The organism is Cupriavidus necator, assembly GCF_013141915.1.
GTDB classification, from domain to species: Bacteria; Pseudomonadota; Gammaproteobacteria; order Burkholderiales; family Burkholderiaceae; genus Cupriavidus; species Cupriavidus necator_B.
Map to the genome: position 1 here is coordinate 161,955 of NZ_SROX01000004.1, position 24,279 is coordinate 186,233.

A 24,279-nucleotide genomic window follows, 5' to 3' on the forward strand; every position below is an offset into this window, starting at 1 on the left:
CGCCCTGCGTGACCGTCAGGTCCGGTCGTAGGAGAACTGGATGCCGGCCGTGCCACCTGTCTCGATGAAGAGGCTCATGAACGCCGGCACGGTTTCCTGGCGCGACCAGTCGCGCTGCAATTCGCAGAACAACTGGGCGACGCTGATCATCTTGGCGCCAGCCTGCTCGATGCGGCGCAGTGCGGCCTCATGCGCAGCAACAGAAGTACCGCCCACCGCATCGACCACGACATACACCTCGTAGCCTTCTGCCAGCGCATCCAGCGCGGGGAACGTCAGGCAGGCCTCCGTCCACAGCGCGGTCATGATGAGCTTCTTGCGGCCAGTTGCCTTCACTGCCTCACGGAATTCAACGTCCTCCCACGAGTTGATGGTAGTGCGGTCGTAGGTCGGGTAGTCCTTCAGTACGGCATTCAGTTGAGGGATGGGCGGCTTGTTCAGGCCGGTCTTCACATTGACAGTCGAATGCACGATCGGCAGCTTGTAAGCCACCGCTGCCTTGGAGGTCCCGACGATATTGTTGATCAGCAATTGGCGGTCCATCGATGCAATCGAATTCACCTGCACCGGCTGGTAGTCAATGATCACAAAGGCGGCATTCTGTGGAGTCAAGAGATGGTCTTTCTTGGGGTCGCGGATGGGTTCGCTGGCCATAATGGTCTCCGGGAAAGGGGATTGAGTGCTCGGCATGGCGTATCCGCCGCCATCGGTGAAAGACACGCTGCGGTGAGCCCTTGCAGCATATGTGAGGACGGGATACCTGCGTGATACCCGATTGCCTAACACGCCGTTCCACCTCAACGAACAGCGCTAAATGTCCTTGGCGAAATGCCTGGCTTTCTTCTAGTCTGCTCACACGCCCGAGCCATTCCCTGCAGGCCAGCATTGAACACTGGGACGCGGAGAAAATATGTCCGAAGACTTTTTTGTCCTTGTCGTGCTGGTCGCCAAGGCCGGCAGGGAAGCGGAATTGAAGCAAAAGCTTGAGGCCGTGGTCGAACCGTCGCGGCGTGATGCGGGTAACCTGCGCTACGAGCTGTTCGCACAGCAGGACGATCCGCGCCGCTTTATCTTCGTCGAGCACTGGGAGAGCCCGCAGGCGCAGGAAGCGCATCACACGCAGACGGCGCACATCCGCCGCTTCCAGGAGGAAAGCAGCGACGCGGTGGAACGGATTGAACTGTTTTACCGAATGAAGCGTCTCGACTGACCGCTCACCCCGCAGGGCTGGGTCATGCCACGATCAAGGCGGTCGCAGCACTGACCAGGGCATTGAACTGCGCTGCATCCGGACGCTCGCCGGTGGCAAGCGTCCGGTGCAGGACGCCCGCAATGACCATGCTGTGAAACAGTTGGCCGGCAACTTCCGGCGAAGCGTTCAGCTTTGCCCCAGCGGCCTGTTGATGGGCCAGATAGTCAGCCACATATTGGCACGACGCCAGCGGCCCACGCGCATACCAGACTTGTCCGATCTGAGGAAAGCGGCGCGCCTCGGCAATGATCAGCCGCAGGAATGCCAGGTGGCTGTCCTGAAGCAGGGATTCCAGAAAATTGTGGGCGATCGTGCGCAGGCCTTGCGCGGTACTGCCATGTGACAGGTCGACCTGCTCGGCCTTTTCCAGGAAGCGGTCGCACAACGCCTCTACCACCGCGACAAACAAACCGTCCTTGCCACCGAAGTAGCTATAGACATTGGTCTTGGAACCTCCGCTCGCCTTGACGATCTCGTCCACGCTCACGCCATCGTAGCCGTGTGCAAGAAACAGGGCGGCCGCTGCGTCAAGTATGGCCGCGCGCTTGGCCTCGCCGCGACGCGTGATCCGCACGGGGGGGGTATCTGCGGACATGGTGGGATTTGGCGTTGGCGAGGGCGTGGGTTTCACAAACTGTCCGGTACAAGGTAGCTGATGACAGACGGCTGGTCTGCGACTGGCGCAGTCTACCAAAGGACCGCTTCTCTCTCGACTTCGCTCCGGGCCCGCATCAACAGGCGCAAGCCAATCAAACAGTACCATACCGTACGGTTTGTGCTATAGTGACCCGCACGGAGTGACACCTCGACCCGCCGCTCCCCCTTTCTCGCAATGTCTTTCTCCAGAGGAGCCCCTGATGAAATCTGTATCCGTGGCCGCCGCGACCCTGCTGATCACCATGACCGCAGTCCATGCCGCCCAACGCCACCCCGACACATTTGCCGACGGCGCGCATGCCGGCAACGAATTGTCATCACTTGCCGCCCGGTCGGCGCCACCGGGTCTGCTCGAGGAGCAGTTCCGCACGCTCGCCGTGCGAACGGCCGATCCGTACACGGATGGCGCAGTTCGCAAGACCGATCCCTTCGGGGATGGCGCAGCGCGGCCAGCCCATCCGTTCACCGACGGCGCCCTTGCCAGCCTTGGAACTGCCGACCCGTTTTCTGATGGCGCCTGATGTCCTGAAAACTACGGCTAGTGCGTCCGATCCCGCCATCAGTGACCAGATCCGGCGTTTCCCCACGCCGAACAGCGCATTCGCCGTGGCGCGGCTTACCAGGCCGCGGCGCGAATGCTAGTCTTCTTTTTTCGCCCTCCCTTGCCGCGGCGTCCGTCCGCCCCCTTTTGCCTGCATTTTCAGGCTGACAGGAGACCACCATGGCGTCAGTGATGCCCGTTTCGCTCCCCGACAACGACATCGATGCACAGGAAACCCGTGAATGGCTCGATGCGCTCGAAGGCGTCCTCGCCCACGAGGGCCCGGAGCGCGCGCATTTCCTGATCGAGCAGTTGATCCGGCGCGCCCACCATGCCGGCATCTATCTTCCCTTCAGCGCCAACACGGCCTACCTGAACACGATTCCGCTCGACATCCAGGCGCGCAGCCCGGGCGACCAGGAACTGGAGCATCGCATCCGTTCCTATATCCGCTGGAACGCCATTGCCGTGGTCCTGCGTGCAGGGCGCGATACCAACGTGGGCGGCCATATCGCCAGCTTTGCCTCGGCGGCCACGTTGTACGAAGTCGGCTTCAACCACTTCTGGCACGCCCCCTCCGGGCAGCATGGCGGTGACCTGGTGTTCTTCCAGGGGCATTCGGCGCCAGGCTTCTACGCGCGCGCCTTCCTGGAAGGCCGGCTGACTGAGGCGCAAATGGACAATTTCCGCCAGGAAGTGGGCGGCCAGGGCATTTCTTCCTATCCGCATCCCTGGCTGATGCCGGACTTCTGGCAGTTCCCGACCGTGTCGATGGGCCTGGGCCCGATCATGGGGATCTACCAGGCCCGCTTTATGAAATACCTGCAGGACCGCGGCTTCGGCGACCACCGCGCGCGCAAGGTGTGGGTGTTCTGCGGCGACGGCGAAATGGACGAGCCCGAGTCGCGCGGCGCGCTTGGCATGGCCGGTCGAGAGCGGCTCGACAACCTGGTGTTCGTCATCAACTGCAACCTGCAGCGCCTGGACGGGCCGGTGCGCGGCAACGGCAAGATTATCCAGGAACTGGAATCCGAATTCCGCGGTGCCGGCTGGAACGTGATCAAGGTCGTCTGGGGCAGCAAGTGGGACCCTTTGCTCGCGCGTGACAAGGACGGCATCCTCGCGCAACGGATGATGGCGTGCGTTGACGGCGACTACCAGACCTTCAAGTCGAAGGACGGCGCCTACGTCCGCGAGCATTTCTTCAACACGCCGGAACTCAAGGCGCTGGTGGCCGACTGGTCCGACGATGACATCTGGCAGCTCAACCGCGGCGGCCACGATCCGCACAAGGTCTACGCGGCCTACCAGGCCGCAGCAGACCACACCGGCCAGCCCACCGTGATCCTGGCCAAGACCATCAAAGGCTACGGCATGGGCGAAGCCGGCGAGGCGCAGAACATCACGCACCAGCAGAAGCACATGCGGGTCGAAACGCTTGCACGTTTCCGCGACCGCTTCCACCTGCCGCTGAGCGACGAGCAGCTGGCCGACCTCAGCTATCTGAAGTTCGACGAAGGCTCGCCAGAGCACGCCTACCTGCATCAGCGACGGCAGGCACTGGGCGGCTATCTGCCATCACGCCGCCGCGTCGGGCCTGAACTGCCGGTGCCCGCGCTGTCGGCGTTCGAATCCCAGCTCAACGCCAGCGGCGAAGGGCGCGAGTTCTCCACCGCCATGAGCTTTGTGCGCATTCTCAATGTGCTGCTGCGCGACAAGGCACTGGGCCGGCGCATCGTGCCGATCGTCTCGGACGAATCGCGCACCTTCGGCATGGAGGGGCTGTTCCGGCAGATCGGCATCTGGTCGCAGCAAGGCCAGACCTACACGCCGCAGGACGCCTCGCAGCTCAGCTTCTACAAGGAATCGAAGGACGGCCAGATCCTGCAGGAAGGCATCAACGAAGCGGGCGCCATGGCCGACTGGATCGCCGCGGCCACGTCATACAGCACGCACGGCGAGCCGATGATCCCGTTCTTCATCTTCTATTCGATCTTCGGCTTCCAGCGCTTCGGCGACCTGGCCTGGGCGGCTGGCGACCAGCGCGCCCGCGGCTTCCTGCTGGGCGGCACCGCGGGCCGCACCACGCTCAACGGCGAAGGCCTGCAGCATGAAGACGGCCATAGCCTGGTTTGGGGCGGCACCATTCCCAACTGCATCAGCTACGACCCGACCTTCGCCTACGAGCTGGCCGTGATCATCCAGGACGGCCTGCGTCGCATGCTGCAGGAGCAGGAAGACGTCTACTACTACCTCACCGTGATGAACGAGAACTACGAGCATCCGGCGATGCCCGCAGGCGCGGAGCGGGATATTCTGAAAGGCATGTACGCTTTCCGCCGCGGGGGCGACGCCGCCGGACCGCGCGTGCAGCTGCTGGGCGCCGGCACGATCTTCCGCGAGGTTATTGCAGCAGCCGCCTTGCTGGAGCAGGACTGGGGCGTGCAGGCCGACCTGTGGGGCTGCCCGAGCTTCACCGAACTGGCGCGCGAGGGCAACGAGGTGGCGCGCTGGAACCTGCTCCATCCCGACCAAACCCCGCGGCGTTCGCATGTGGAGCAATGCCTGTCCGGCACCACGGGTCCCGTGATCGCCGCTACTGACTATGTGCGCATGCTTGCCGAGCAGATCCGGCCGTTCGTGCCGCGCCCCTATACCGTGCTTGGCACCGATGGCTACGGCCGCTCGGATACCCGCGAGCAGTTGCGCGACTTCTTTGAGGTGGACCGTCGCTGGATTGCGCTCGCGGCGCTCAAGGCCTTGGTGGACGACGGGGTATTGGAGCGGGCCGTCCTCGGGCAGGCGATTGAAAAATACGGGATCGACCCACAAAAACCGTATCCGCTGCGCGCGTAACCTCGGTGATGCGGCGCTCAACGCTCGGCACCGACCTGAACCAGGTGGGGTCGGGGTGCCGGGCGCTGGATTTCCCAAGGCGGCGGAGACAGCGCAGCTTGCAGGAACTGCACCAGCGCCCGGAGTCTGGTCGAGCCGAAAGCGCTGCGTGGATACACGGCGAAAATCCCGTCGTCCAGCGGCGTGGCACCAGGGTGCACCTCGACCAGGCGCCCCGCCAGCAGATCCTCCCACACAATGAAGCGCGGCAGCACTGCCAGGCCATATCCGGCCAGTGCGGCATCACGCAGGACTTCTCCATTGTTGGCGGTGAAAACACCCCGGGGAGCCAGGCTCCTCGATTTGGGGGGCGGCAACTGCTGCGAATCCGCCTCGCCGGCGCTGAAAGCCCAGACCTGGCCAGGAGGCGAATTGCTGTAGGCCAGGCACGCGTGCCTGGTGATGTCATCGACCGTGGCAGGCACGCCGCAGCGTTCGGCATACGCCGGACTGCAGCACAGCACGCGACGGCTGACAGCGAGCTTGCGGGCAATCAGTGCACTGTCATCCAGCCTGGTGATGCGGATTGCCATGTCATAGCGTTCATAGCCCGTGTCTACCAGGCGGTCATCCAACTCCAGAAACAGATGCAGTCGCGGATTGGCCTTGCCAAATTCGGTAATGATCGGCGAAAGGAAACGCGTGCCAAAGCTCATCGGCGCCAGGATGCGCAACTCACCGCACAACTCACCGGACCTTTCCGAAACGCCCTGCGCAGCATGGTTAAGCTGGCTCATGGCGGCCCGCGCCTGCTCATAGAAATAGCGCCCGCTGTCTGATGGCTGGACGCGCCGCGTGGAACGCTGCAACAGCGAGGCCCCAAGTTCGCGCTCGAGATCGCTGATGCGCTTGCTGATCACGGATTTCGACAAACCCAGGTATCGGGCCGCGGCACTGATTCCTCCAAGTTCGACGGCAAGCAGGTAAGCCTGGATATCCTCGGTGCGTAGCGACATGTCCTTGTCCTGTATTTGGTTTGGTGTGGCTCCGCAAGAACGCCGCGGCGATGCCGCTTCACCGGCAATGCCGGCATCGTGGCTGGTTGGGTAAAAGCTTACTGTTGGATGGAGTCCTTCTGTAGGTTAAAAACAGTACCGCACCGTTCTATTCGATGAACGATAAAGTGCTGTGCAGGCTTCACGTTCACCACCGTGCCGGGCGCGCCGGCCAGATTCGGTCAAACCGTGCCACGAACTCACCGAGCCTGGCGTCCGGGGCGGTTGCATCTTCATCGATCGAGCATTGGACGGTGGTAGCGGACCCCGACGCCGCGGCGGGATTGAGGGCCCGGAACGTGCGAGCCCGATAGTCAGGCCGCCTTCCAGGCGCCGCCAGGGTGGCCGCCGCCGATTGCGGCCAGGATCTCGCCTGTGTGCTGGCCCCGCAGCGGGATGGCGCCGGCCATCATGGCCTTGCCGTCAAACCGCGGCGCGGGCGCCGCCTGCAGCTGGCCGTCCGCCTCGAAGTAGACCCCTCGGGCAGCCAGATGCGGATGGCCGGCCGCCTCTTCAGGGCTCAGCACGGGGCCGAAGCAGACGTCGGTGTTTTCCAGCAGCGCGCACCATTGCGCGCGCGTCCTGGTGGCAAACAGCTCTTCAAGCTGCCGATGCAGTGTCGGCCAATGCTCGCGGTCCCATTGGCAGGCAAAGCACGGATCGTCTGTCAGGCCGAGCTTTTCCAGCAACAGCGCATAGAACTGCGGCTCGATCGAGCCGAGCGTGACGAAATTGCCGTCCGCGCAGCGGTAGGTCGAGTAGAAATGCGAGGCGTCATGGACGTTGCTGCCGCGCGCGCCGGTAATGTAGCCCTTGCGGCGCGTTGACAGCAACAGCTGCAGCATATGCGCCGAACCGTCGACGATCGAGGCGTCGACCACGGTCCCCTTGCCGGTGACGCGCGCGTTGAGGATTCCTGACAGTAGTCCCACCGCCAGGTAAAGCGCGCCGCCGCCGACGTCGCCGACTACGGTAATGGCCGACGAAGGCGCTTCTGCCGGCGTGCCATGGTAGTACAGCGCGCCAGAGAGCGAGATGTAGTTGTTGTCATGGCCCGCTGCCTGCGCCAGCGGGCCGGTCTGTCCCCAGCCGGTCATGCGTCCGTAGACCAGTCGCGGGTTGCGCGCTTGGCAAACCTCGGGGCCCAGCCCGAGCCGCTCCATGACGCCAGGACGCATGCCCTCGATCAGGGCATCGGCATCCTGGACAAGCGCCAGCACCAGCTCGCGCCCTTCGGTCGTCTTCAGGTCGGCAACCACCGAGCGCTTGCCCCGGTTCAGCACATAGCCTTCCGTCGACGGCATTGCGTCCCGGGCCGGCACCGCACGCTCCACCGCTATCACATCGGCGCCAAGATCGGCGAGGTGCATTGCGCAGAACGGACCTGGGCCGATTCCGCAAATCTCCACAACTTTCACACCGGAAAGCATGAGCGATTCTCCCGGTTCAGGATGATTGGCACAGTGTTACCCCTCAAACAAATGGGGTCAGTCGGTCAGTTCAAACTGCGGCAGCCTCACCTCGGCGCTCGCCTCCTCGAACACCACCCGCACGCGCTTGCCGATAGCGATGGCCTCGGGCGATCCGTTGAGGATGTTCGCCATCATGCGCACCCCTTCGTCAAGTTCGACGATGGCAACGGCGTAGGGCAGCCGCGCCTTCATGAAGGCGTTGGGTGCGCGATGGTTGACCGTGAAGGTATAGATCGAGCCAAAGCCGGAAACCTCGGTCCAGTCGACCTGGTCCGATCCGCAACCAAGACAAAGCGTACGCGGATAGAACTGGCGGTGACCGCAGGCGCGGCAGCCTTGCACCACCAGTCGACCCTGCGCGGCAGCCTGCCAGTAGCCTTCGGTAATCTCGGTGGGACGCGGCAGGGGACGTTGTGCTTCGCTCATGCTTCAGACTCCGAGAATCATGGTGGTGTTGCAGGAAAAGACCAGTCCGGGCGCATGGCACAGCGCCAGCTCGGCATCAGGCAATTGCCGCTCGCCGCACTCCCCGCGCAGCTGGCGCACAGCCTCGATCAGCACAAACATGCCAAACATGCCCGGGTGCCCATAGGAGAGGCCGCCGCCGGAGGTGTTGATGGGAAAGCGCCCACCGGGTCCGAGTGCCCCGTCGGCGACGAAGGCACCGCCCTCGCCTCGCTTGCAGAAGCCAAGTTCTTCCAATGACTGGATGACACCAATGGTGAAGTGGTCATAGATCTGCACCACGTCGATGTCTTCGCGGGTGACGCCGGCCATATGGAAAGCTTCGTCCGCGGTCTCGGCGACGCGGGTGTCCAGCCAGTCGGCCGTGCTGAACGGGGTGTAGTGGTGCGAGAAGGTTTCGGCCGCGCCCACCACGTAGACCGGCTTCGACTTCAGGTCACGGGCGCGCTCCGCTGACGTGATAATCAATGCGCCACCGCCATCCGTGACCAGGCAGCAGTCACGCATACGCAGCGGCGATGCGATCACGGGCGACGCCATCACCTCCTCGATGCTGGTTTCCTCGCGCCGGTACGCCTTCGGATTCAGTTGTGCCCAGCGACGCGCCGCCACTGCCACCTCGGCCAGATCCCGGGACGTGGTGCCGTAGCGGTGCATGTGCAACTGGGCCACCATGGCGTAGTAGCCAATCGGGCTGAGCTGGCCATAGGGCGCAATGAACTGGCCACGCGGCGAGTCCGGCGTATCTGCAGCAACGGCGCCGCTCTTGCGCGAGCCGTCGGACAGCTGCGTACTGCCATAGGTTACCAGCGCCACCGAACACATGCCGGCGGCAATGGCGGCCATCGCGTGGCGGATATGCATCAGGTTGGACATGCCCCCCACGTTGCTGGAATCGACATACCTTGGCTGGATACCGAGGTATTCGGCCAGCTGCACGGTGGCAAACCGGTCATCGGTATGCGCAAAGACGGCATCCACATCGCGCAGCGACAGCCCCGCGTCCTGCAGGGCCAGCCGTGCGGCCTGTGCCTGCAATTCCAACGCCGTCTTGCCGGGTACCTTGCCCAGGTCGGATTCCGCGGCGCCGACGATGGCGACCGAGCGAGAAAGGTTCTTGGTCATGGTGATTTCAGAGTGCGCGCGCGATGACTTCGCGCATGATTTCGGCCGAACCGCCGTAGATCCGGTTTGGACGCACGTCGGTGTAGGCACGGGCGATGGGGTATTCGCGCATATAGCCGTAGCCGCCAAAGAACTGCATCAGGTCATCGATGGCCCGCGTGGCCTCGCCGGCCCAGAATTTGGCCATGGCGGCACCATCGGGCGTCAGCGTGCCGGACAGGTATTGTTCAAGGCAGCTGTCGACGAAGGCACGCGTGGCACACGCATGCGTCTTGATTTCGGCCAGGCGGAAGCGAATGAACTGGTTCTCGATCAGCGCCTTGTCGAAGGCACGGCGTTCCTTGACATGCGCGATGGTCCAGTCAAGCGCCACCTCCAGCGCCACGGCGCAACGCAAGGCGATCAGCAGGCGCTCGCGCACCAGGCCGCTCATGGCGTAGCCGAAGCCGGCATTGCGCTCGCCGACCAGCATGTCGTCCGGCACGAAGACGTCCTCGAAGAAAAGCTCAGCGGTGTCCTGGGCCTTCTGGCCGATCTTGTCCAGCAGGCGGCCGCGGCTGAATCCGGGGCTGGTGGTGTCGACCCAGAACAGGCTGATGCCGCGCGCACCGGCGGCCGGATCTGTCTTGGCGAACACCAGCACGCGGTCAGCGTGGTAGCCGTTGGTGATAAAGGTCTTCTGGCCGTTGAGCCGGTAACCACCAGCCACCGTGACTGCGCTGGTGCGGATGGCCTTCAGGTCGCTACCCGCCCCCGGCTCGGTCATCGCGATCGATCCAACCACATCGCCGCTGGCCATGCGCGGCAGGAACTCACTTTTCTGCGCCTCGGTGCCGAACTCCAGCAGGTACGGCGCGACGTTCTCCGAGTGCGTGGTAAATCCGGTCACGCCGCTGGCCAGGGCCCGGGCGATCTCTTCCACCACAATGGCACTGTGCAAGAAGTCCCCGCCGGCACCGCCGTAGGCTTCGGGCAATCCGGGGCACAGCAGGCCGTGGGCGCCGGCATCGCGCCAAAGATCGCGCGGAACCAGGCCAGCGGCTTCCCATTCGGGGTGTCCGGGCATGACTTTGTCAGCCAGGAAACGGGCGACGCTGTCGCGATACATCTCGTGCTCCGGCGCGAACATCTTGCGCGGCGCGTGGTAGCTGGCTTCTTGTCGAGACATGGCATCCGGTGCGCTTAACGCGCGATTCGGTTTTCGGTTGGCCAGTAGCTGGCCTTGACGGCGCGCTTGAGCAGCTTGCCGGTTTCGGTTCGCGGCAGCGCCGTGACGAAGTCGACCGAGCGCGGACATTTGATCGTTGAGATCCTGCTGCGGCAAAGCGCGATCAGTTCTTCGGCCAGGACTGGCGACGCCCGCTCAGGCTCGTGCAGCTGGACCACCGCTTTCACTTCCTCGCCGAACTCGGTATTCGGCACCCCCACCACCGCCACGTCGAAGACCTCCGGATGGCTCATCAGCACGTTCTCGGATTCCTGCGGATAGATATTGACGCCGCCCGAGACAATGGTGTTGGCAAGCCGGTCCGTGAGGTAAAGGAAGCCATCGGCATCGACGTAGCCGACGTCCCCATACGTGGCCCACCCACGGTCGTTATAGACCTGCCGGGTTTTCTCCGGATCATTGTGGTAGGCAAAGCTCCCGCCGCCAGAAAAGTAGACCACGCCGGTCTGGCCCTGTGGCACTTCATTGCCATCGTCGCCGACGATGTGTACCTGCCCGAACTCGGGCCGTCCGACCGACCCTTTGTGCGCCAGCCATTCTGCGGAGTCCAGCGAGGTGCGCCCGACCAGTTCGGTACCGCTGTAGAACTCATAGAGGATCGGCCCCCACCAGTCGATCATCTGTTGCTTGACTGAGATCGGACATGGCGCGGCGGCGTGGATCGCATAGCGCATGGTGGACAGGTCGAAGCGCTCGCGCTCCGCGGCAGTCAGTCGCAGCAAGCGCACGAACATGGTCGGCACCCACTGGCTATGGGTCACGCCATAGCGCGCGACCGCATCCAGCGCCGCCAGCGGCTCGAACTTTTCCAACATGACCGAGGTGCCTCCGGCGCGCATCGTGGCCATGTTCCAGCGTACCGGGGCAGTGTGATAGAACGGCGCGGTCGACAGATAGACCGTGTCGCGGTCCAGCGACTTCCAGCCCAGGCGAGGGTCATCACCGGTGCGGAAGAAAGCGTTGGCGTCTTGCAGTGGACGCTTGATGCCCTTGGGCCTGCCCGTGGTGCCGGACGAATATGAGAAGTCAGTCCCCTCTACCGTACGCGGCAAGGTAATATCGGCCGGCATCTGCTCCAGCCACGCTTCGTAGTGGCTGTAGCCCGGCTCGCTCCCATCCAGGAGCACCCGCGTGACCCGCAGCGATGCCAGGGCGCCGGGCGAAAGGTCGCCAAGGGTCTGCGCCGAGCAAAACAGTACCCGGGCGCCACAGTCCTGCACGATATATTCGACCTCGTCGGCTTTCAGGTGACGGCTGATCGTGGTGTAGTACAAGCCGATCCGGTGCGCGGCCCAAAGGATCTCGAAATAGCGGACATGGTTTTCCAGCAGCACGGCAATGCCGTCGCCTTCACGCAGACCGGCAGCCCGCAGTGCGGCAGCGCACCGGCGCGAACGCTGCTCCAGTTCGGCCCATGTCACCGCCTGGCCGGACGGCACCATGCGATAGGCAACCCGGTCGGGCGTGGCACGGGCGAATTGCTCGATCACGGACATCTTGGCTCCTTGATTACGGGTGCAGGCCGGCGACGCCGTGGCTCAGCACCACCACATTGCGCTCGTCGGCGAGCGCACGGAACTGGAACTGCCCTTCGCCCCGCCACATCTCCACGCGCAGCGTTTCACCCGGCACGAATGGCGATGAAAAGCGCACCGAAAGGCTGGCCAGGCGCGACGGATCCCCACCGCAAGCCTGCTTCAGCAGCGCCCGGCATGCCATGCCGTAGGTGCAAAGACCATGCAGGATCGGCCGCTCGAAGCCGGCCTGTCGGGCCGCGGCGGGCAGTGCGTGGATGGGATTGCGATCGCCATTGAGGCGGTACAGCAAGGCCGCTGAGGGCTGGGTCGGCATCGACATGATCATGTCAGGCGCGCGCTCCGGCACCGCGGGCAATGGCTCGAGCGGTGCGTCGCCGGGCGTGGCGGCGCAGGCAAAGCCACCGTCCGCCCGGCAGAACGACACATGCTCGACCGTCGCCAGCAACTCGCCGCTGGCCTGGTCCTCGATGCGCCGCTCAGTGACCACCAGCGCGCCCTTGCCGGCGCCCTTGTCCACCACGCGGCTGACGCGCGTCTGGCTGCGTACCGCCCCAGACGCGGCGGGCACTGCAAAAAAGCGCATCCGGTGTTCGCCGTGCAGGATCTGCATCCAGTCGATGCCCGTACCCGGGTCGCTTGCCCATGCACCCGGCGCGCCGACGGTGGCAAGGAAGGTGGGCACCACGCTCAGTCCTTCCTCAAAGACAAAGGGCAAGTCCGCCTCGTCCATCGGATCGGTGCCGAAGCCAAGGCTCAGCGCATAGCGAATGCTGTCGTTCGCCGCATAGCTGGAAACCTGGTCAAAGAACGCCCACGAGCGCAGGCGGTGATAGTCGATGGCCATCGCTGCGTACCTCCGTTCTCAGACCGGGTCCCAGGCAAACACGTCGGGCGAGCGCTCCAGCGGCGTGAAGGCGCGCTTCACCGCCGGCACGGCATGTTCGGCAAGGGTCTCCAGCGTCCAGCCTTCGGCGCGATGCACTGACGCCACCGGGCGCGGCTGGCTCATGACGATCAGCTCATTGCCGCGCACGGCCAGCACCTGGCCATTGACGTCGGCCGACGCATCGCCGGACAAGAACGCGGCAACCGGGGCAACCTGCTCTGGCTTCATCGCCTGCATCCGCGCAAGGCGCTTCTGCTCGGCCTCGGTTTCGCTAGGCAGCGTGCCGATCAGGCGGCTCCATGCGAACGGGGCAATACAGTTGGAACGGACATTGAAGCGGGCCATGTCCAGGGCGATGGATTTCGACAGCGCCACGATGCCAAGCTTGGCCGCGGCGTAATTGGCCTGCCCAAAATTCCCGACCAAGCCGGTGGTCGAGGTCATGTGGACGTAGGTGCCGCTTTGCTGTTCCTTGAAATAAGGCGCCGCAGCACGGCTGACAAAGTAAGCGCCGCCCAGGTGCACATCCAGTACCGCCTGCCATTCGGCGGTGCTCATCTTGTGGAAGATGCGGTCGCGCAGGATGCCGGCGTTGTTGATCACGCCATCGATGCGGCCAAACTCGCGGATGGCGGTATCGACAATGGCCTGCGCGCTCTCGGCAGTCGCTACCGAATAGGTGTTCGCCGCAGCCTGCCCGCCGGCTGCCCGGATCTCGTCCACCACCTGCTGGGCTGGTCCGGCATCCCTGCCCTCGCCACTGCCGCTGGAGCCGAGGTCGTTGACGACCACCCTGGCGCCCTGCGCGCCGAGCAGCTTGGCAATGGCACGGCCGATGCCATTGCCGGCTCCGGTGACGACGATGACTTTGTCCTTGAAATTGTTTTGCATGGCGTTGTCTGCAAAGAAGAGAGTGAAGTTTTTTGCGCTTACTCGGGCTTGATGTTCCCGTCCTTGATGACCTGCTCCCAGCGGGCTTTTTCGGCGCGCACGAAGCTGTCGAACTGCCGCGTAGACCCGCCCGCCGCCGTACCGCCCTGCTGCGCCAGCTTCTCGCGCAGCGCGGGATCGGCCAGCGCCTTGTTGACGGCAACATTCAACGCCTGCACCACCGCGGGCGGCGTCCTGGATGAGACAAAGAGGCCAAGCCAGACCGAAACGTCGAAGTCGCGGTAACCGGATTCGGCCATGGTCGGCGTATCCGGCAGTTCCGGGGCACGCTGCCTGGTGGTGACGGCAAGCGCGCGCAGCTTGCCGGCGCGCACCAGCGGCAGTGCCGTGATGAGGTTGTCCACCATGAAATCGACTTGCCCGGCCACCAGGTCGGTCAGGGCCGGCGATGCGCCGCGATAGATCACATCGACGGCGGTAATGCCGGCGCGCTGCTTCAGCAGGTCCCCGGCGAGATGGCCGGAAGAACCGCTCGTCGACACCGCCATGGACAAGCCGTTGGGGCGCGTCCTGGCATAAGCCGCCAGCTCGGCAATGGTCTTGACCGGCAGTTTCGGGTTGATCACCACGACGTCCGGCATCGTCAGCACATGCGCCACCGGTGCGAAGTCCTCGAGCTTGTAAGGCAGCTTGTCGTGCAAGGCGTAGTTGGCCGCATTGGGCCCAAGGCTGCCCATCACCAGGGTGTGGCCGTCCGGTTCCGCACGCAGCATGGCCTGCATCCCGATCACGCCACCCGCGCCAGGCAGGTTCTCCACAACGACCGGCTGCCCCAGTTGCTCAGACAGCGTCTTGCCGAGCAGGCGGCTGGTCAGGTCGAGGATGCCGCCGGGCGAACTTGGCGCGATCAGGCGCAACGGACGTTTGGCCTGGAAGGCCTCGGGTGACGAGTTGGCGAATGCAACGCCGGAGGTGGACACGAGAGCAAGGCAGGCTAGCGCCTGGCAAAGAAAACGCCGCTTCATTGGTTGTCTCCAGTTGTATTTTTTCGGATCACAATGACCGCCACGCGGTCATTTGCGTCCGTTTTTCAAACTCTACTGCCGCTTTTGGTACACTGTCAACCTGAAACAAGATGGACGGCTAGGACCCCAGAGACATGGCTAATACAGAAAACGATGGCTTCGTACGCTCTTTCGCGCGCGGCTTGGCCGTTATCCAGGCACTCGGGCGCAGCGGCACGCACACGGTGGCCAGCATCACGGCAGTCACCGGCTTGCCCCGAACCGTGGTGCGCCGAATCCTCCTCACGCTGTGCGAGCTTGGCTACGCGGCCGAGTCTGAAACGCGGGGCTTTCGCCTGACGCCGAAGATCCTCACCCTCGGCATGACCTACCTGACCTCGCTGCCCTTCTGGGGGCACGCGCAGCGCGCCCTGGAAACACTGTGGACGCAGGTGACTGAGTCGTGCGGTATGTGTGTGTTCGATGGGCACGACGCGGTGTACGTCCTGCGTATTCCGTCGTTCAAGATCCGCTCATTGGGACTAGGTGTGGGCAGCCATGTACCGGCATTCGCCACTGCGCCAGGCCGGGCGGTACTGGGCTTCCAGACCGCCGAATTCCTGTCGCAGTTTCTGGATGAGGCCTCGCTGAGGTCGTATACGGACCGCACCGTTCATGACAAGGCGGCATTGCTTGAAGCCTTCGCCGCCATACGCCGTGATGGCTATGCGTGGGTGGATGGGGAATTCGACCAGCACATTGCGGGCCTGGCAGTACCGGTTCGCGATGAATACCACAACGTGGTGGCATCTATCAGCGTCAATCTGCCGTCGGGCGAAGTCACGCGGGAGGAAGCAGTGAAGCGATTCCTGCCCCCATTGCGAGCCGCTGCCGAACAGCTGACCGGCCTTGCACCGGCGTTCCTGAATCCTGTCGTGGCCCCCATGCAACGGGAAGCAGCAGCCAATTGATGTAGCCGTGGCCAAGGTCGCCTGCCGGTGAACTGCCGGATGCGGCCTTGCCGCAATTGCTCATTATTTTTGGTCTTCACATCCAGGTGCCAGATCACGCCGCCGCGACCGTCGTCGATGAGGTCTTGCCAGTGATGCCAGCCTCCGCAGCGCCAAAGTACAGGGTCCCGCGGTGTCGAAAACCATGCCCCACGGATGCACGTCGAGTTGTGCGTGGACCGAAAAACCCTTGTCGTCGACGTACTTCAAGGTCTGACGGCCCCGGAAGTCGGTGACATAGAGTGCCCGGTCAGGTCCGACGGCGATGCTCTCCAGGAAGGCGGGCGTCGATTGCTGGGCCACCACCACATCTCGCTTACTGGTGTCGTGGGAGCAACTTTCAAAGCTCAAAAGTGGCGCGCAATGGACTATCCGCGATGCGCACGAGTAGCTGAGCTTCCAAGTCGCGGATCCCTGGCAGGCGTACTGGCAGATACGCCAGACTTTGATGCAGGCCATCGAGCGGTTAAGCTGAACTGACGTGCATCGCCTTGTGGGAGACATCCAATGGCAGCCCGATCCCTCGCCTCCCTCTCGTTATCGTTCGGCCTGGTGTCGATACCCGTCAAGCTCTACACCGCCACCGAGGCCAGTTCAGCGATCCGCTTCAACCTGTTGAGCAAGGAAGGCTCGCGCGTGAAGCAACAGTACATTTCCGAGCAGACCCAGCAGGTGGTCGATCGGACCGACATGATCAAGGGCTATGAGTTCGAGAAGGGCCGCTTTGTCACGTTCGCGCCGGACGAACTCAAGGCACTGGAAGAAAGCGCCAGCCACATGGTCGATATCGTCGCGTTTATTCCCGAGCGCAGCGTCGATCCGCTGTACTACGACAAGGCCTATTTCATCGCGCCCGACAAGCGCGGTGGCAAGCCCTACAGCCTGCTGCGCGAGGCCATGTCCAGGACCGGACGCTGCGCCATTGCCAAATGGGCTGCCAAAGGCAAATCGCATATCGTGCAAATCCGCCCGATCGAGGGCGGGCTGGTATTCCAGCAACTCCTGTTCGCCGACGAAGTGCGCAACATCGCGGAACTGCATATCGAAGAGGCGGCGGTATCCGACGCCGAACTGAAGCTTGCGATCCAGCTGATCGAGCAGGCCTCGGAAGAGGAATACGATCCGACCCAGTACCAGGATGAAGAAAAGGCCAGGATTCTCGCCGCCATCGACGCGAAAATCGCCGGCAAGCATATTGTCGCGCCAGAGCCGGTGGAAGCCGATGCCGGCGGCCAGGTCATCGACCTGATGGATGCCTTGCGCGCCAGCCTGTCGAAGAAGGGAATGCCGGCGGCAAAAGGCAAGTCCGCGCAGACCCCGCCGGCGCGCAAATCCGCCAGGCGGGGCGCGGCGCCATCCGAGCCTGCGCCGATCCGACGCACCGCGAAGAAATCAGCGTGAAGCGCAGCGAAGGCCTGAGCATGCGAGAACTGGAGGCCCGGCTGGGGGTGTCGCGGCGCCTGGTCGCCGGCCTGGTGGCCGCAGGCCTGGTGACCCCGACACGGGGCCGGCACGGTGAATACGTCTTTTCCTTCCAGGACACGGTGCTGATACGCACGGCGGCTTCCCTGCATCGGGCTCGGATCGCGCCAGCGCAGATCCTGCGCGCGTTGCGTCACCTCGAACGGCTCAAGCCCAACCGGCATCTGGCGGCAGTCCGCGTTGGGGCTTGCGGCGGCAAGGTATCCGCCCGGGACCACCATGGCGCCTGGATCATCGAATCGGGCCAGCGGCTCATTGACTTTGAAGCCGGCGAGGACGCGGACCGCAGGGTCACCGAATTCAGACGGCAGGAGCCGGCGTACGCCGCAGCGGATGCAGCCCTGGCGCAGGGTCGAGCGATCGAGCCTGTCGATGTCCGGCGCGCGGAGGCAGCGTACCGGCGCGCGGTGGCACTTTATCCGGGGATGCTGGATGCCTATCTGAATCTCGGCTGCTTGCTCGCCGACCAGCAGCGGCTTGACGAAGCGATCTTGCTCTACGAAGCCGCACTAACCGCGCTGCCCGACGAGCCCGAACTGCACTTCAATCTCGGCGTCGCGCTCGAGGATACCGGTGCCACCCAGGCCGCGCTGCGTGCCTATGAGCGCAGCATCGAGCTGGCGCCGGGGGACGCCGACGCACACTACAATGCCGCGCGCCTGCATCAGGAACTCGGCCATATACAGCAGGCGATTCGGCACTTCAATCAGTATCGGAAACTCGGACGCCCGGATCGGTGAACGGTTTCTGGCCAAAGAGCCGATTGGGCGGGGCTACCGGCCACGTATCGACGGCTTCCGCTCCGTCCCCGCGCGGATGCCCGCCGCGATAAAAGTCACCAGGTACTCGGACTTGCGCCGCACATCGCCGGCCCTGACCTTGTTTCCGGAGATGCGTTCGATGCGGGTGTCGAACACGCTCATGACCAGCGCTCCCACGGCGAACAGATAGGCCCAGTGCGCGTAACTCGTGCTGTTGCCGGGCAAGGCCTTGCGGATTGCCTTGACGAACTCCATGGCAAAGGGATCGAAGTAGTCGGCAACAATGCCGCGCTCGGCTTCGCGCGGATCGGAGGCCTCGCGTGCGACCAGCTTGGCGTAGGCGATGCCGGCGTCCGTATCCTGGATCCGCATCACCGGCTCGACGAACGCCCGCACGATATGCTCGACCGGATCGTCGCCCTCGGCCAGCGGTTCGCGCAGCGCCGACAGCCGGGCCGCGAACAGCGTCTTGCGCCGGTCGAAGATGGCGCGGTAGAGGTTCCGCTTGGTCTCGAAGTGGTAAACGATCAGCGGCAAACCCACCTCGGCGGCCGCTGCAATATCGCGCATCGACACGCCGTCGAAGCCGCCTTCGGCAAACAGCCGCTCGGCGGCATCCAGCACCCGTTCGCGCTTGCTTGCTTCCGGGACCGGCGCTGCTTGCGCCGCTTCCCGCGCACTGTTTCGTGCCGCGCCCGTCGACGCTTGCCTGCCTTTCATGCTGCCTCCGCGTGATAGTGGCGCCATTGTAGCGAACGTCGCTTCGCCTTCCACGTCCCCGAGTTTACCCCAATGCAGGATCAGACTGTACGAGCGTACAGTTCGCTTGAAATCATCACTGTACGATCGTACAGTCAAAACAACGGGCAATGAATACAGACCAGCCCGCCCAAAAAGGAGACGCATCATGCCCTCAACATCTCCGCTGAAATGGCGCGTGCTGATCGGCTGCTTTCTCAGCTACATGTTCGATGCCGTGGACATCATCATCCTGGCCATTGCCATGCCGGCGATCACGGCATCGCTGCATATCACGCAGGCGCAGGCCGGCCTGCTGGTGACCGCCACACTGCTCGGCATTGGCCTGAGCAGCCTTGTCATGGGCCGGCTTGCCGACACCATGGGCCGGCGCACGGCGCTGCTGCTTTCGCTGGTGACCTTCGGTACGTTGACGATGGCGATCGCCGCAGCCACCGACTGGCGCCAGATCCTGCTCCTGCGCTTCCTGTCCGGCCTTGGCCTGGGCGGGGTATGGAGCGCGGCGGCAGCCCATGTCAATGAAACGTGGCCCGCGCACCAACGCGGGCGGGCCACCGCCTTCGTGCTGAGCTCCTTTTCGGCAGGCGCTGCCGTGGCCGCGCTGGCGGCAGCATGGCTGCTGCCGACGCATGGCTGGCGCGCATTGTTCCTGATCTGCGGCGCCGCCGTGGTCATTGCCATCGCCTATGTCTGGCTGCGCGTGCCGGAATCGGAAGTGTGGCGCCAGCAGCGATACGGCGCGCCCAATCTCGGGGCAAGCGCGGGCAGCGCAAGCCTTGGCGAGCTGTTCGTCCCTGGCATGCTGCGCATTACGCTGCTCGGCACGGCGACCTCGGCGCTGGCACTGTCCGCGTATTGGGGGGCATCGACGTGGCTGCCGACTTTCCTGGTCAAGGAACGGGGCCTGGATGTCGCCACCATGGCGAGGTTCGTGGCGGTGCTGAATGTGGGCATGTTTCTGGGTTACAACGTATTCGGCGTGCTGGCGGACCGCATCGGCAAGCAACGTGCGGTGATTGCCTCGCTGGTCGGTTCCGGGCTGACGCTACCGGTCTATACCCTCGTCACGGACCATGCCACGCTGCTGGTGCTGGGGCCGCTGTTCGCCTTCTTCATGGCCTTTGCCGGGCTGGTGGGCGCTTATTTCGCTGAACTGTTCCCCACGCGCATTCGCGCCACCGGCGCCGGATTCTGCTTCAACGTCGGCCGCGGCATCTCCGCGTTCGCTCCGCTGGCGCTGGGCTCGGCGGCAGGTGCGTTCGGCTTTGCCCCCGGCATCGCGCTGTGCGGCGCCTTGTTCGTGCTGTCCGCCGCCGTGGTGGCGTTGCTGCCGCGCGCCGCCGGGCAGGACGCTGACGCGTACGCTGCCGGAGCGCCGGCAGCCGCACCATCGCTGGATGCCCGCTGACGACGCGCCACTTCCCCTCTCCCCAAAAAGGACCTGCCACCATGACTTGCCGCTTCGTCGATCTCTCGATTTACCTGGAAAACGATGTCGTTTCCGATCCGCCGGGCTATGGTCCAAGGATCGAATACCTGTCGCATCGCTCCACCGCAGAACAGGTCACGAGCTTCTTTCCGGGACTGCAGCCATCCGACCTGCCGGACAGCGAAGGCTGGGCAATCGAGCACGTTCGGCTCAACACGCACAATGGAACGCACCTGGACGCGCCCTATCATTTCCACAGCACCATGAACGAAGCACTGGGACAACGCGAGCGCGCCATCACCATCGACGAGGTACCGCTGGAGTGGTGCTTCCAGCCCGGCGTGAAGCTCGACTTCACCGGCCTGGACGACGGTTACGTGGTCACGGCCGCCGACGTCGAGGCCGAACTCGCCCGTATCGGCCATGATCTCAAGCCGCTGGAGATCGTCGTGGTCAATACACGCGCGGGCATGCGCTATGGCCAGCCCGACTTCGTCTCGTCTGGCTGCGGCATGGGGCTGGACGCGACCATGTACCTGCTCGAGCGCGGTATACGCCTGACCGGCACCGATGCCTGGAGTTGGGATGCGCCGTTTGTGCATACGGCGACGAAGTATGCGCGGACGCACGATGCCTCGCTGATCTGGGAGGGCCACAAAGCGGGCCGCCGCATCGGTTATTGCCACCTGGAGAAGCTGCATAACCTTGAGTCGCTGCCGCCGCATGGGTTTTATATCTCTTGTTTCCCGCACAAGATTCGCGGCGCATCGGCCGGCTGGACGCGCGCCGTCGCGATCTTCGACGAAGCCCTCAACGCCGCATGAACATCGCCATGGAACTGGACCACACGCATGATGCCTCGCGCCGCAGCTGGCTGGACTCGGCCAACGTGGCCGGCGGCGATTTTCCGTTGCAGAACCTGCCGCTCAGTGTCTTCCGCCGCAAAGGCAGCGCGCAGGGGTGGCGCGGCGGCGTCGCCATTGGCGACCAGATTGTCGACCTCGGCGTGCTCCAATCGCTGGCAGGCCTGCAGGACGACACCGCCGAAGCGGTGCGCGCGGCGGCGGCGCCAACGCTCAATGGCCTGCTTGAACTGGGGCCCGGGGCCTGGCGAGGGTTGCGACACGGACTCTTCGCGCTGTTGCAGGCCGGCAGCCCGCATGAGCGGACGGTTCGCGAAGCGCTGGTGCCGCAGGCGGATGCCGAGCACACCGTTCCCGTTCGGATCGGCGACTATACGGATTTCTATACCTCGCTGGACCACGCCGTTAACTGCTGTCGCCAGTTCGGACTGGAGGTGAATCCCAATTTCGACTGGCTGCCGATCGCCTATCACGGCCGCGTATCGTCGATCGGCGTCAGCGGCCAGCAGGTCTGTCGGCCGATGGGGCAATACCGCCCTGATCCGGACAGCGCACCGGTTTACGGCCCGTGCCGGCGGCTCGACTACGAACTGGAAGTCGGCGCGGTAATCGGCATCGGCAATCCGCGCGGTACGCGGATACCGCTGGCGCAGGCACAGCGGCACATCTTCGGCCTGTGCCTGCTCAATGACTGGTCCGCACGCGACATCCAGACGTGGGAGATGCAGCCGCTCGGCCCCTTCCTCGCCAAGAACTTTGCCACCACGCTGTCGCCATGGATCGTTACCCTCGAGGCCCTGCTGCCTTACCGCACCGGCTGGACGCGCGCCGCCGGCCGGCCGCAGCCGCTTGACTACCTGAGTGCGGCGGAGAACACCGACGCTGGCGCGTTCGACATCCAGCTCGAAGTGTCGATCCAGAGCGCGCGCCAACGCGCGCATGGCCAGCCGCCGCACGCGCTGACGCGCACGAGCTTCCGCCACCAGTACTGGACGCTTGGCCAGATGATTGCCCACCACACCGTGGGAGGCTGCAACCTGCTGCCCGGCGACCTGCTCGGCAGCGGCACGGTTTCTGGCCCCGCGCCCGACGAGGCCGGCGCACTGATCGAACTGACCGTTTCCGGGTCGCAGCCGGTGGCTATCGGCGACGGCGAGCAACGCGGCTTCCTCGAGGACGGCGACACCGTGCTGTTGCGCGGCTGGTGTGAGCGGCAGGGGCGCGCCCGCATCGGCTTCGGGACCAACCACGCCACCGTGCTGGCGGCACGCCCTTGATCCGGCCCTTGCACTGACAAAACTGGAGACAGACATGCAGATTGATTGGGACGTGGAAATTCCCATGGACGACGGGCTGGTGGTTCGCGCCGACATATTCCGCCCGCAGGCACAGGGGCGCTACCCGGTGCTGATGTCGTATGGCCCCTATGCCAAGGGGCTTCCCTTCCAGGTGGGGTTTCCCGCGCAGTGGCAGGCGCTGACCGCGAAGCACCCGGAAATCCTGCACGGCAGCAGCGGCAAGTATGCCAATTGGGAGACCGCCGATCCCGAGCGCTGGGTGCCGCTGGGCTATATCTGCATCCGCGTGGATTCGCGCGGCGCCGGCCGATCGCCCGGCGTTATCGATCCCTTCTCCGCGCGCGAGGCGCAGGACTTCCACGACTGCATCGAATGGGCAGCCAGGCAGCCATGGAGCAACGGCAAGATCGGCCTGGCCGGCGTCTCTTACTACGCCGCTTCCCAATGGATCGTGGCGGGCAAGCGTCCGCCACACCTGGCCGCCATCTGCCCGTTCGAAGGCTTCACCGATTTCTACCGCGATGCCTGCCGGCACGGCGGCATGCTATGCACCTTCCTGACCGAATGGTACCCGCGGCAGGTCACCAGCGTGCAGCATGGCCTGGGAAGCCGTGGGCATGTGAACCCGAACAATGATGTACCGGTCTCGGGTCCCGATGAACTGAGCGATGAAGCACTGATGGCGAACCGCGTCGACATCGATGCGCTGCAGGTCGGTGCGGAACTCATTACCGCGGAATACTTCGACGGCCGGCGCGCGAACTTGCCGGCGATCGAGGTGCCAGTGCTCTCATGCGGAAACTGGGGTGGCCAGGGCCTGCACCTGCGCGGAAACATCGAAGGCTATCTGCGCGCGGGGTCAAAGCAAAAGTGGCTCGAGATGCATGGACTGGAACACTGGACCGAGTTCTACACGGACTACGGTGTCGCGCTCCAGCGCCGCTTCTTCGACCACTTCCTCAAGGGCGAGGACAACGGATGGGACCGCGAACCGCCGATCCGGCTGCAGGTCCGCCACATCGACGGCTTCGTCGAGCGCGCGGAGTACGAATGGCCGCTTGCCAGGACCTCATGGACGCGGATGTACCTGAATGCGGATGTTCTGGCCTTGCATGTGGAACCACCGCCGACCGCGTCGCTGCATGCCTTCGATGGCCTCAAAGGGAAGGTCAGCTTCAGTACCTTGCCTTTCGCACACGATACCGAGGTGACCGGCCCGCTGGCCGCCACACTCTATATATCCACGACCGCCAGGGACGCCGATCTTTTCGTGACCGTGCGAGCGTTCGCACCAGACGGCAAGGAACATCTGGTCCTGGGTGCGGTCGAGCCCCACGCTCCGATTGCACAAGGCTGGCTGAGAGCATCCCATCGCAAGCTCGACCCGCTGGCCTCAAAGCCATACCAGCCCGTGCACACGCATGACGAGCTGCAGCCGCTTGAACCCGGCGAAGTGTACGAGGTCCAGGTCGAAATCTGGCCAACCTGCTTGGTCTTTCCGCAAGGGTACCGGCTTGTCCTTACCGTAGGCAGTTCGGATTTCCAGCATGACCTGCCAGGGCCATATCCGCAGCTATATGGCAAGGACGTGCGCGGCTCCTCGGTGCTGTTGCACGACCATCCGGTCGATCGCAGCGCGTCACGCTTCGGTGGCGTGACGTCCCTTCATTGCGGCGGCAAGTTTGCATCGCACATCCTGCTGCCCGTCATTCCGGCGGACTGAACCGG

The 24,279-nt window shown here is 64.2% G+C and carries 22 protein-coding genes; 10 read left to right on the plus strand and 12 right to left on the minus strand.

The features are described from left to right. Positions 1-15 precede the first annotated feature (15 nt). A complete protein-coding gene (locus tag E5S69_RS10515) occupies positions 16-654 on the minus strand; it encodes a hydrolase (protein WP_171514599.1) in 639 nt (212 codons plus the stop codon). 256 nt (positions 655-910) lie between these two features. On the opposite strand from E5S69_RS10515, the gene E5S69_RS10520 reads away from it, so the two are divergent. After that, a complete protein-coding gene (locus E5S69_RS10520) occupies positions 911-1,210 on the plus strand; it encodes a putative quinol monooxygenase (RefSeq protein WP_171514600.1) in 300 nt (99 codons plus the stop codon). 22 nt (positions 1,211-1,232) lie between these two features. Here E5S69_RS10520 and E5S69_RS10525 read toward each other — a convergent pair whose 3' ends face one another. Continuing rightward, positions 1,233-1,847 carry a TetR/AcrR family transcriptional regulator gene (locus tag E5S69_RS10525; protein ID WP_171514601.1) on the minus strand — a complete coding sequence of 205 codons (615 nt, stop codon included), beginning with the start codon at positions 1,845-1,847 and terminating at the stop codon, positions 1,233-1,235. A 262-nt stretch (positions 1,848-2,109) separates the two neighbouring features. On the opposite strand from E5S69_RS10525, the gene E5S69_RS10530 reads away from it, so the two are divergent. Further along, a complete protein-coding gene (locus E5S69_RS10530) occupies positions 2,110-2,430 on the plus strand; it encodes a hypothetical protein (RefSeq protein WP_171514602.1) in 321 nt (106 codons plus the stop codon). Positions 2,431-2,630: 200 nt separating this feature from the next. Further along, on the plus strand, positions 2,631-5,306 hold the full coding sequence (gene aceE / locus E5S69_RS10535) for a pyruvate dehydrogenase (acetyl-transferring), homodimeric type (protein WP_171514603.1): 2,676 nt from the start codon (positions 2,631-2,633) through the stop codon (positions 5,304-5,306). Positions 5,307-5,323: 17 nt separating this feature from the next. Here aceE and E5S69_RS10540 read toward each other — a convergent pair whose 3' ends face one another. The 9 genes from E5S69_RS10540 to E5S69_RS10580 form a co-directional block, all read right to left on the minus strand. Then, positions 5,324-6,301: a LysR family transcriptional regulator gene (locus tag E5S69_RS10540; RefSeq protein ID WP_171514604.1), complete on the minus strand. Its 978-nt coding sequence runs from the start codon at positions 6,299-6,301 to the stop codon at positions 5,324-5,326. Between the two features lie 353 nt (positions 6,302-6,654). Then, a complete protein-coding gene (locus E5S69_RS10545) occupies positions 6,655-7,770 on the minus strand; it encodes a CaiB/BaiF CoA transferase family protein (RefSeq protein ID WP_171514605.1) in 1,116 nt (371 codons plus the stop codon). Positions 7,771-7,827: 57 nt separating this feature from the next. Beyond that, on the minus strand, positions 7,828-8,238 hold the full coding sequence (locus tag E5S69_RS10550) for a Zn-ribbon domain-containing OB-fold protein (protein WP_171514606.1): 411 nt from the start codon (positions 8,236-8,238) through the stop codon (positions 7,828-7,830). Between the two features lie 3 nt (positions 8,239-8,241). Beyond that, on the minus strand, positions 8,242-9,402 hold the full coding sequence (locus tag E5S69_RS10555) for an acetyl-CoA acetyltransferase (RefSeq protein WP_171514607.1): 1,161 nt from the start codon (positions 9,400-9,402) through the stop codon (positions 8,242-8,244). A gap of 7 nt (positions 9,403-9,409) precedes the next feature. Beyond that, positions 9,410-10,570 (minus strand): acyl-CoA dehydrogenase family protein, encoded by a 1,161-nt coding sequence (locus tag E5S69_RS10560; RefSeq protein WP_171514608.1) that lies wholly within the window; start codon positions 10,568-10,570, stop codon positions 9,410-9,412. A 14-nt stretch (positions 10,571-10,584) separates the two neighbouring features. Further along, complete coding sequence (locus E5S69_RS10565; RefSeq protein WP_171514609.1) at positions 10,585-12,126, minus strand: AMP-binding protein; 1,542 nt, start codon at positions 12,124-12,126, stop codon at positions 10,585-10,587. Between the two features lie 13 nt (positions 12,127-12,139). Beyond that, the gene (locus E5S69_RS10570) at positions 12,140-13,012 is read right to left on the minus strand and encodes a MaoC/PaaZ C-terminal domain-containing protein (RefSeq protein ID WP_171514610.1); all 873 of its coding nucleotides are present in this window, start codon (positions 13,010-13,012) and stop codon (positions 12,140-12,142) included. 18 nt (positions 13,013-13,030) lie between these two features. Then, positions 13,031-13,945, minus strand: a complete 915-nt coding sequence (locus E5S69_RS10575; protein WP_171514611.1) for an SDR family NAD(P)-dependent oxidoreductase — start codon at positions 13,943-13,945, stop codon at positions 13,031-13,033. 38 nt (positions 13,946-13,983) lie between these two features. Then, on the minus strand, positions 13,984-14,970 hold the full coding sequence (locus tag E5S69_RS10580; protein ID WP_171514612.1) for a Bug family tripartite tricarboxylate transporter substrate binding protein: 987 nt from the start codon (positions 14,968-14,970) through the stop codon (positions 13,984-13,986). Positions 14,971-15,104: 134 nt separating this feature from the next. Between E5S69_RS10580 and E5S69_RS10585 the strand changes: the two genes are divergently transcribed. The 3 genes from E5S69_RS10585 (at position 15,105) to E5S69_RS10595 (ending at position 18,181) form a co-directional block, all read left to right on the plus strand. Beyond that, complete coding sequence (locus tag E5S69_RS10585; protein ID WP_171514613.1) at positions 15,105-15,920, plus strand: IclR family transcriptional regulator domain-containing protein; 816 nt, start codon at positions 15,105-15,107, stop codon at positions 15,918-15,920. Between the two features lie 546 nt (positions 15,921-16,466). Then, entirely contained in the window at positions 16,467-17,360 is an 894-nt protein-coding gene (locus E5S69_RS10590; RefSeq protein WP_171514614.1) for a Ku protein, read from the plus strand. Then, positions 17,357-18,181, plus strand: a complete 825-nt coding sequence (locus tag E5S69_RS10595; protein ID WP_171514615.1) for a tetratricopeptide repeat protein — start codon at positions 17,357-17,359, stop codon at positions 18,179-18,181. The genes E5S69_RS10590 and E5S69_RS10595 overlap by 4 nt, the downstream gene beginning before the upstream one ends. A gap of 33 nt (positions 18,182-18,214) precedes the next feature. Here E5S69_RS10595 and E5S69_RS10600 read toward each other — a convergent pair whose 3' ends face one another. Next, the gene (locus tag E5S69_RS10600; RefSeq protein WP_236901284.1) at positions 18,215-18,922 is read right to left on the minus strand and encodes a TetR/AcrR family transcriptional regulator; all 708 of its coding nucleotides are present in this window, start codon (positions 18,920-18,922) and stop codon (positions 18,215-18,217) included. 187 nt (positions 18,923-19,109) lie between these two features. Between E5S69_RS10600 and E5S69_RS10605 the strand changes: the two genes are divergently transcribed. Genes E5S69_RS10605 through E5S69_RS10620 form a run of 4 tightly spaced genes read left to right on the plus strand, consistent with a single transcriptional unit; the run spans position 19,110 to position 24,274 of the window. Further along, the gene (locus E5S69_RS10605) at positions 19,110-20,369 is read left to right on the plus strand and encodes an MFS transporter (protein ID WP_216621286.1); all 1,260 of its coding nucleotides are present in this window, start codon (positions 19,110-19,112) and stop codon (positions 20,367-20,369) included. 41 nt (positions 20,370-20,410) lie between these two features. Continuing rightward, on the plus strand, positions 20,411-21,214 hold the full coding sequence (locus E5S69_RS10610; protein WP_171514616.1) for a cyclase family protein: 804 nt from the start codon (positions 20,411-20,413) through the stop codon (positions 21,212-21,214). An 8-nt stretch (positions 21,215-21,222) separates the two neighbouring features. Further along, positions 21,223-22,530 carry a fumarylacetoacetase gene (gene fahA / locus E5S69_RS10615; RefSeq protein WP_171514813.1) on the plus strand — a complete coding sequence of 436 codons (1,308 nt, stop codon included), beginning with the start codon at positions 21,223-21,225 and terminating at the stop codon, positions 22,528-22,530. A 34-nt stretch (positions 22,531-22,564) separates the two neighbouring features. After that, on the plus strand, positions 22,565-24,274 hold the full coding sequence (locus E5S69_RS10620; protein WP_171514814.1) for a CocE/NonD family hydrolase: 1,710 nt from the start codon (positions 22,565-22,567) through the stop codon (positions 24,272-24,274). The last annotated feature ends 5 nt before the right edge of the window (positions 24,275-24,279 follow it).

What these genes read in the sequence shown, in the direction of transcription:
- E5S69_RS10515 (WP_171514599.1), bottom strand. Translation starts at nt 654, where the DNA reads ATGGCCAGCGAACCCATCCGCGACCCCAAGAAAGACCATCTCTTGACT.
- E5S69_RS10520 (WP_171514600.1), top strand. Translation starts at nt 911, where the DNA reads ATGTCCGAAGACTTTTTTGTCCTTGTCGTGCTGGTCGCCAAGGCCGGC.
- E5S69_RS10525 (WP_171514601.1), bottom strand. Translation starts at nt 1,847, where the DNA reads ATGTCCGCAGATACCCCCCCCGTGCGGATCACGCGTCGCGGCGAGGCC.
- E5S69_RS10530 (WP_171514602.1), top strand. Translation starts at nt 2,110, where the DNA reads ATGAAATCTGTATCCGTGGCCGCCGCGACCCTGCTGATCACCATGACC.
- aceE (WP_171514603.1), top strand. Translation starts at nt 2,631, where the DNA reads ATGGCGTCAGTGATGCCCGTTTCGCTCCCCGACAACGACATCGATGCA.
- E5S69_RS10540 (WP_171514604.1), bottom strand. Translation starts at nt 6,301, where the DNA reads ATGTCGCTACGCACCGAGGATATCCAGGCTTACCTGCTTGCCGTCGAA.
- E5S69_RS10545 (WP_171514605.1), bottom strand. Translation starts at nt 7,770, where the DNA reads ATGCTTTCCGGTGTGAAAGTTGTGGAGATTTGCGGAATCGGCCCAGGT.
- E5S69_RS10550 (WP_171514606.1), bottom strand. Translation starts at nt 8,238, where the DNA reads ATGAGCGAAGCACAACGTCCCCTGCCGCGTCCCACCGAGATTACCGAA.
- E5S69_RS10555 (WP_171514607.1), bottom strand. Translation starts at nt 9,402, where the DNA reads ATGACCAAGAACCTTTCTCGCTCGGTCGCCATCGTCGGCGCCGCGGAA.
- E5S69_RS10560 (WP_171514608.1), bottom strand. Translation starts at nt 10,570, where the DNA reads ATGTCTCGACAAGAAGCCAGCTACCACGCGCCGCGCAAGATGTTCGCG.
- E5S69_RS10565 (WP_171514609.1), bottom strand. Translation starts at nt 12,126, where the DNA reads ATGTCCGTGATCGAGCAATTCGCCCGTGCCACGCCCGACCGGGTTGCC.
- E5S69_RS10570 (WP_171514610.1), bottom strand. Translation starts at nt 13,012, where the DNA reads ATGGCCATCGACTATCACCGCCTGCGCTCGTGGGCGTTCTTTGACCAG.
- E5S69_RS10575 (WP_171514611.1), bottom strand. Translation starts at nt 13,945, where the DNA reads ATGCAAAACAATTTCAAGGACAAAGTCATCGTCGTCACCGGAGCCGGC.
- E5S69_RS10580 (WP_171514612.1), bottom strand. Translation starts at nt 14,970, where the DNA reads ATGAAGCGGCGTTTTCTTTGCCAGGCGCTAGCCTGCCTTGCTCTCGTG.
- E5S69_RS10585 (WP_171514613.1), top strand. Translation starts at nt 15,105, where the DNA reads ATGGCTAATACAGAAAACGATGGCTTCGTACGCTCTTTCGCGCGCGGC.
- E5S69_RS10590 (WP_171514614.1), top strand. Translation starts at nt 16,467, where the DNA reads ATGGCAGCCCGATCCCTCGCCTCCCTCTCGTTATCGTTCGGCCTGGTG.
- E5S69_RS10600 (WP_236901284.1), bottom strand. Translation starts at nt 18,922, where the DNA reads ATGAAAGGCAGGCAAGCGTCGACGGGCGCGGCACGAAACAGTGCGCGG.
- E5S69_RS10605 (WP_216621286.1), top strand. Translation starts at nt 19,110, where the DNA reads ATGCCCTCAACATCTCCGCTGAAATGGCGCGTGCTGATCGGCTGCTTT.
- E5S69_RS10610 (WP_171514616.1), top strand. Translation starts at nt 20,411, where the DNA reads ATGACTTGCCGCTTCGTCGATCTCTCGATTTACCTGGAAAACGATGTC.
- fahA (WP_171514813.1), top strand. Translation starts at nt 21,223, where the DNA reads ATGGAACTGGACCACACGCATGATGCCTCGCGCCGCAGCTGGCTGGAC.
- E5S69_RS10620 (WP_171514814.1), top strand. Translation starts at nt 22,565, where the DNA reads ATGCAGATTGATTGGGACGTGGAAATTCCCATGGACGACGGGCTGGTG.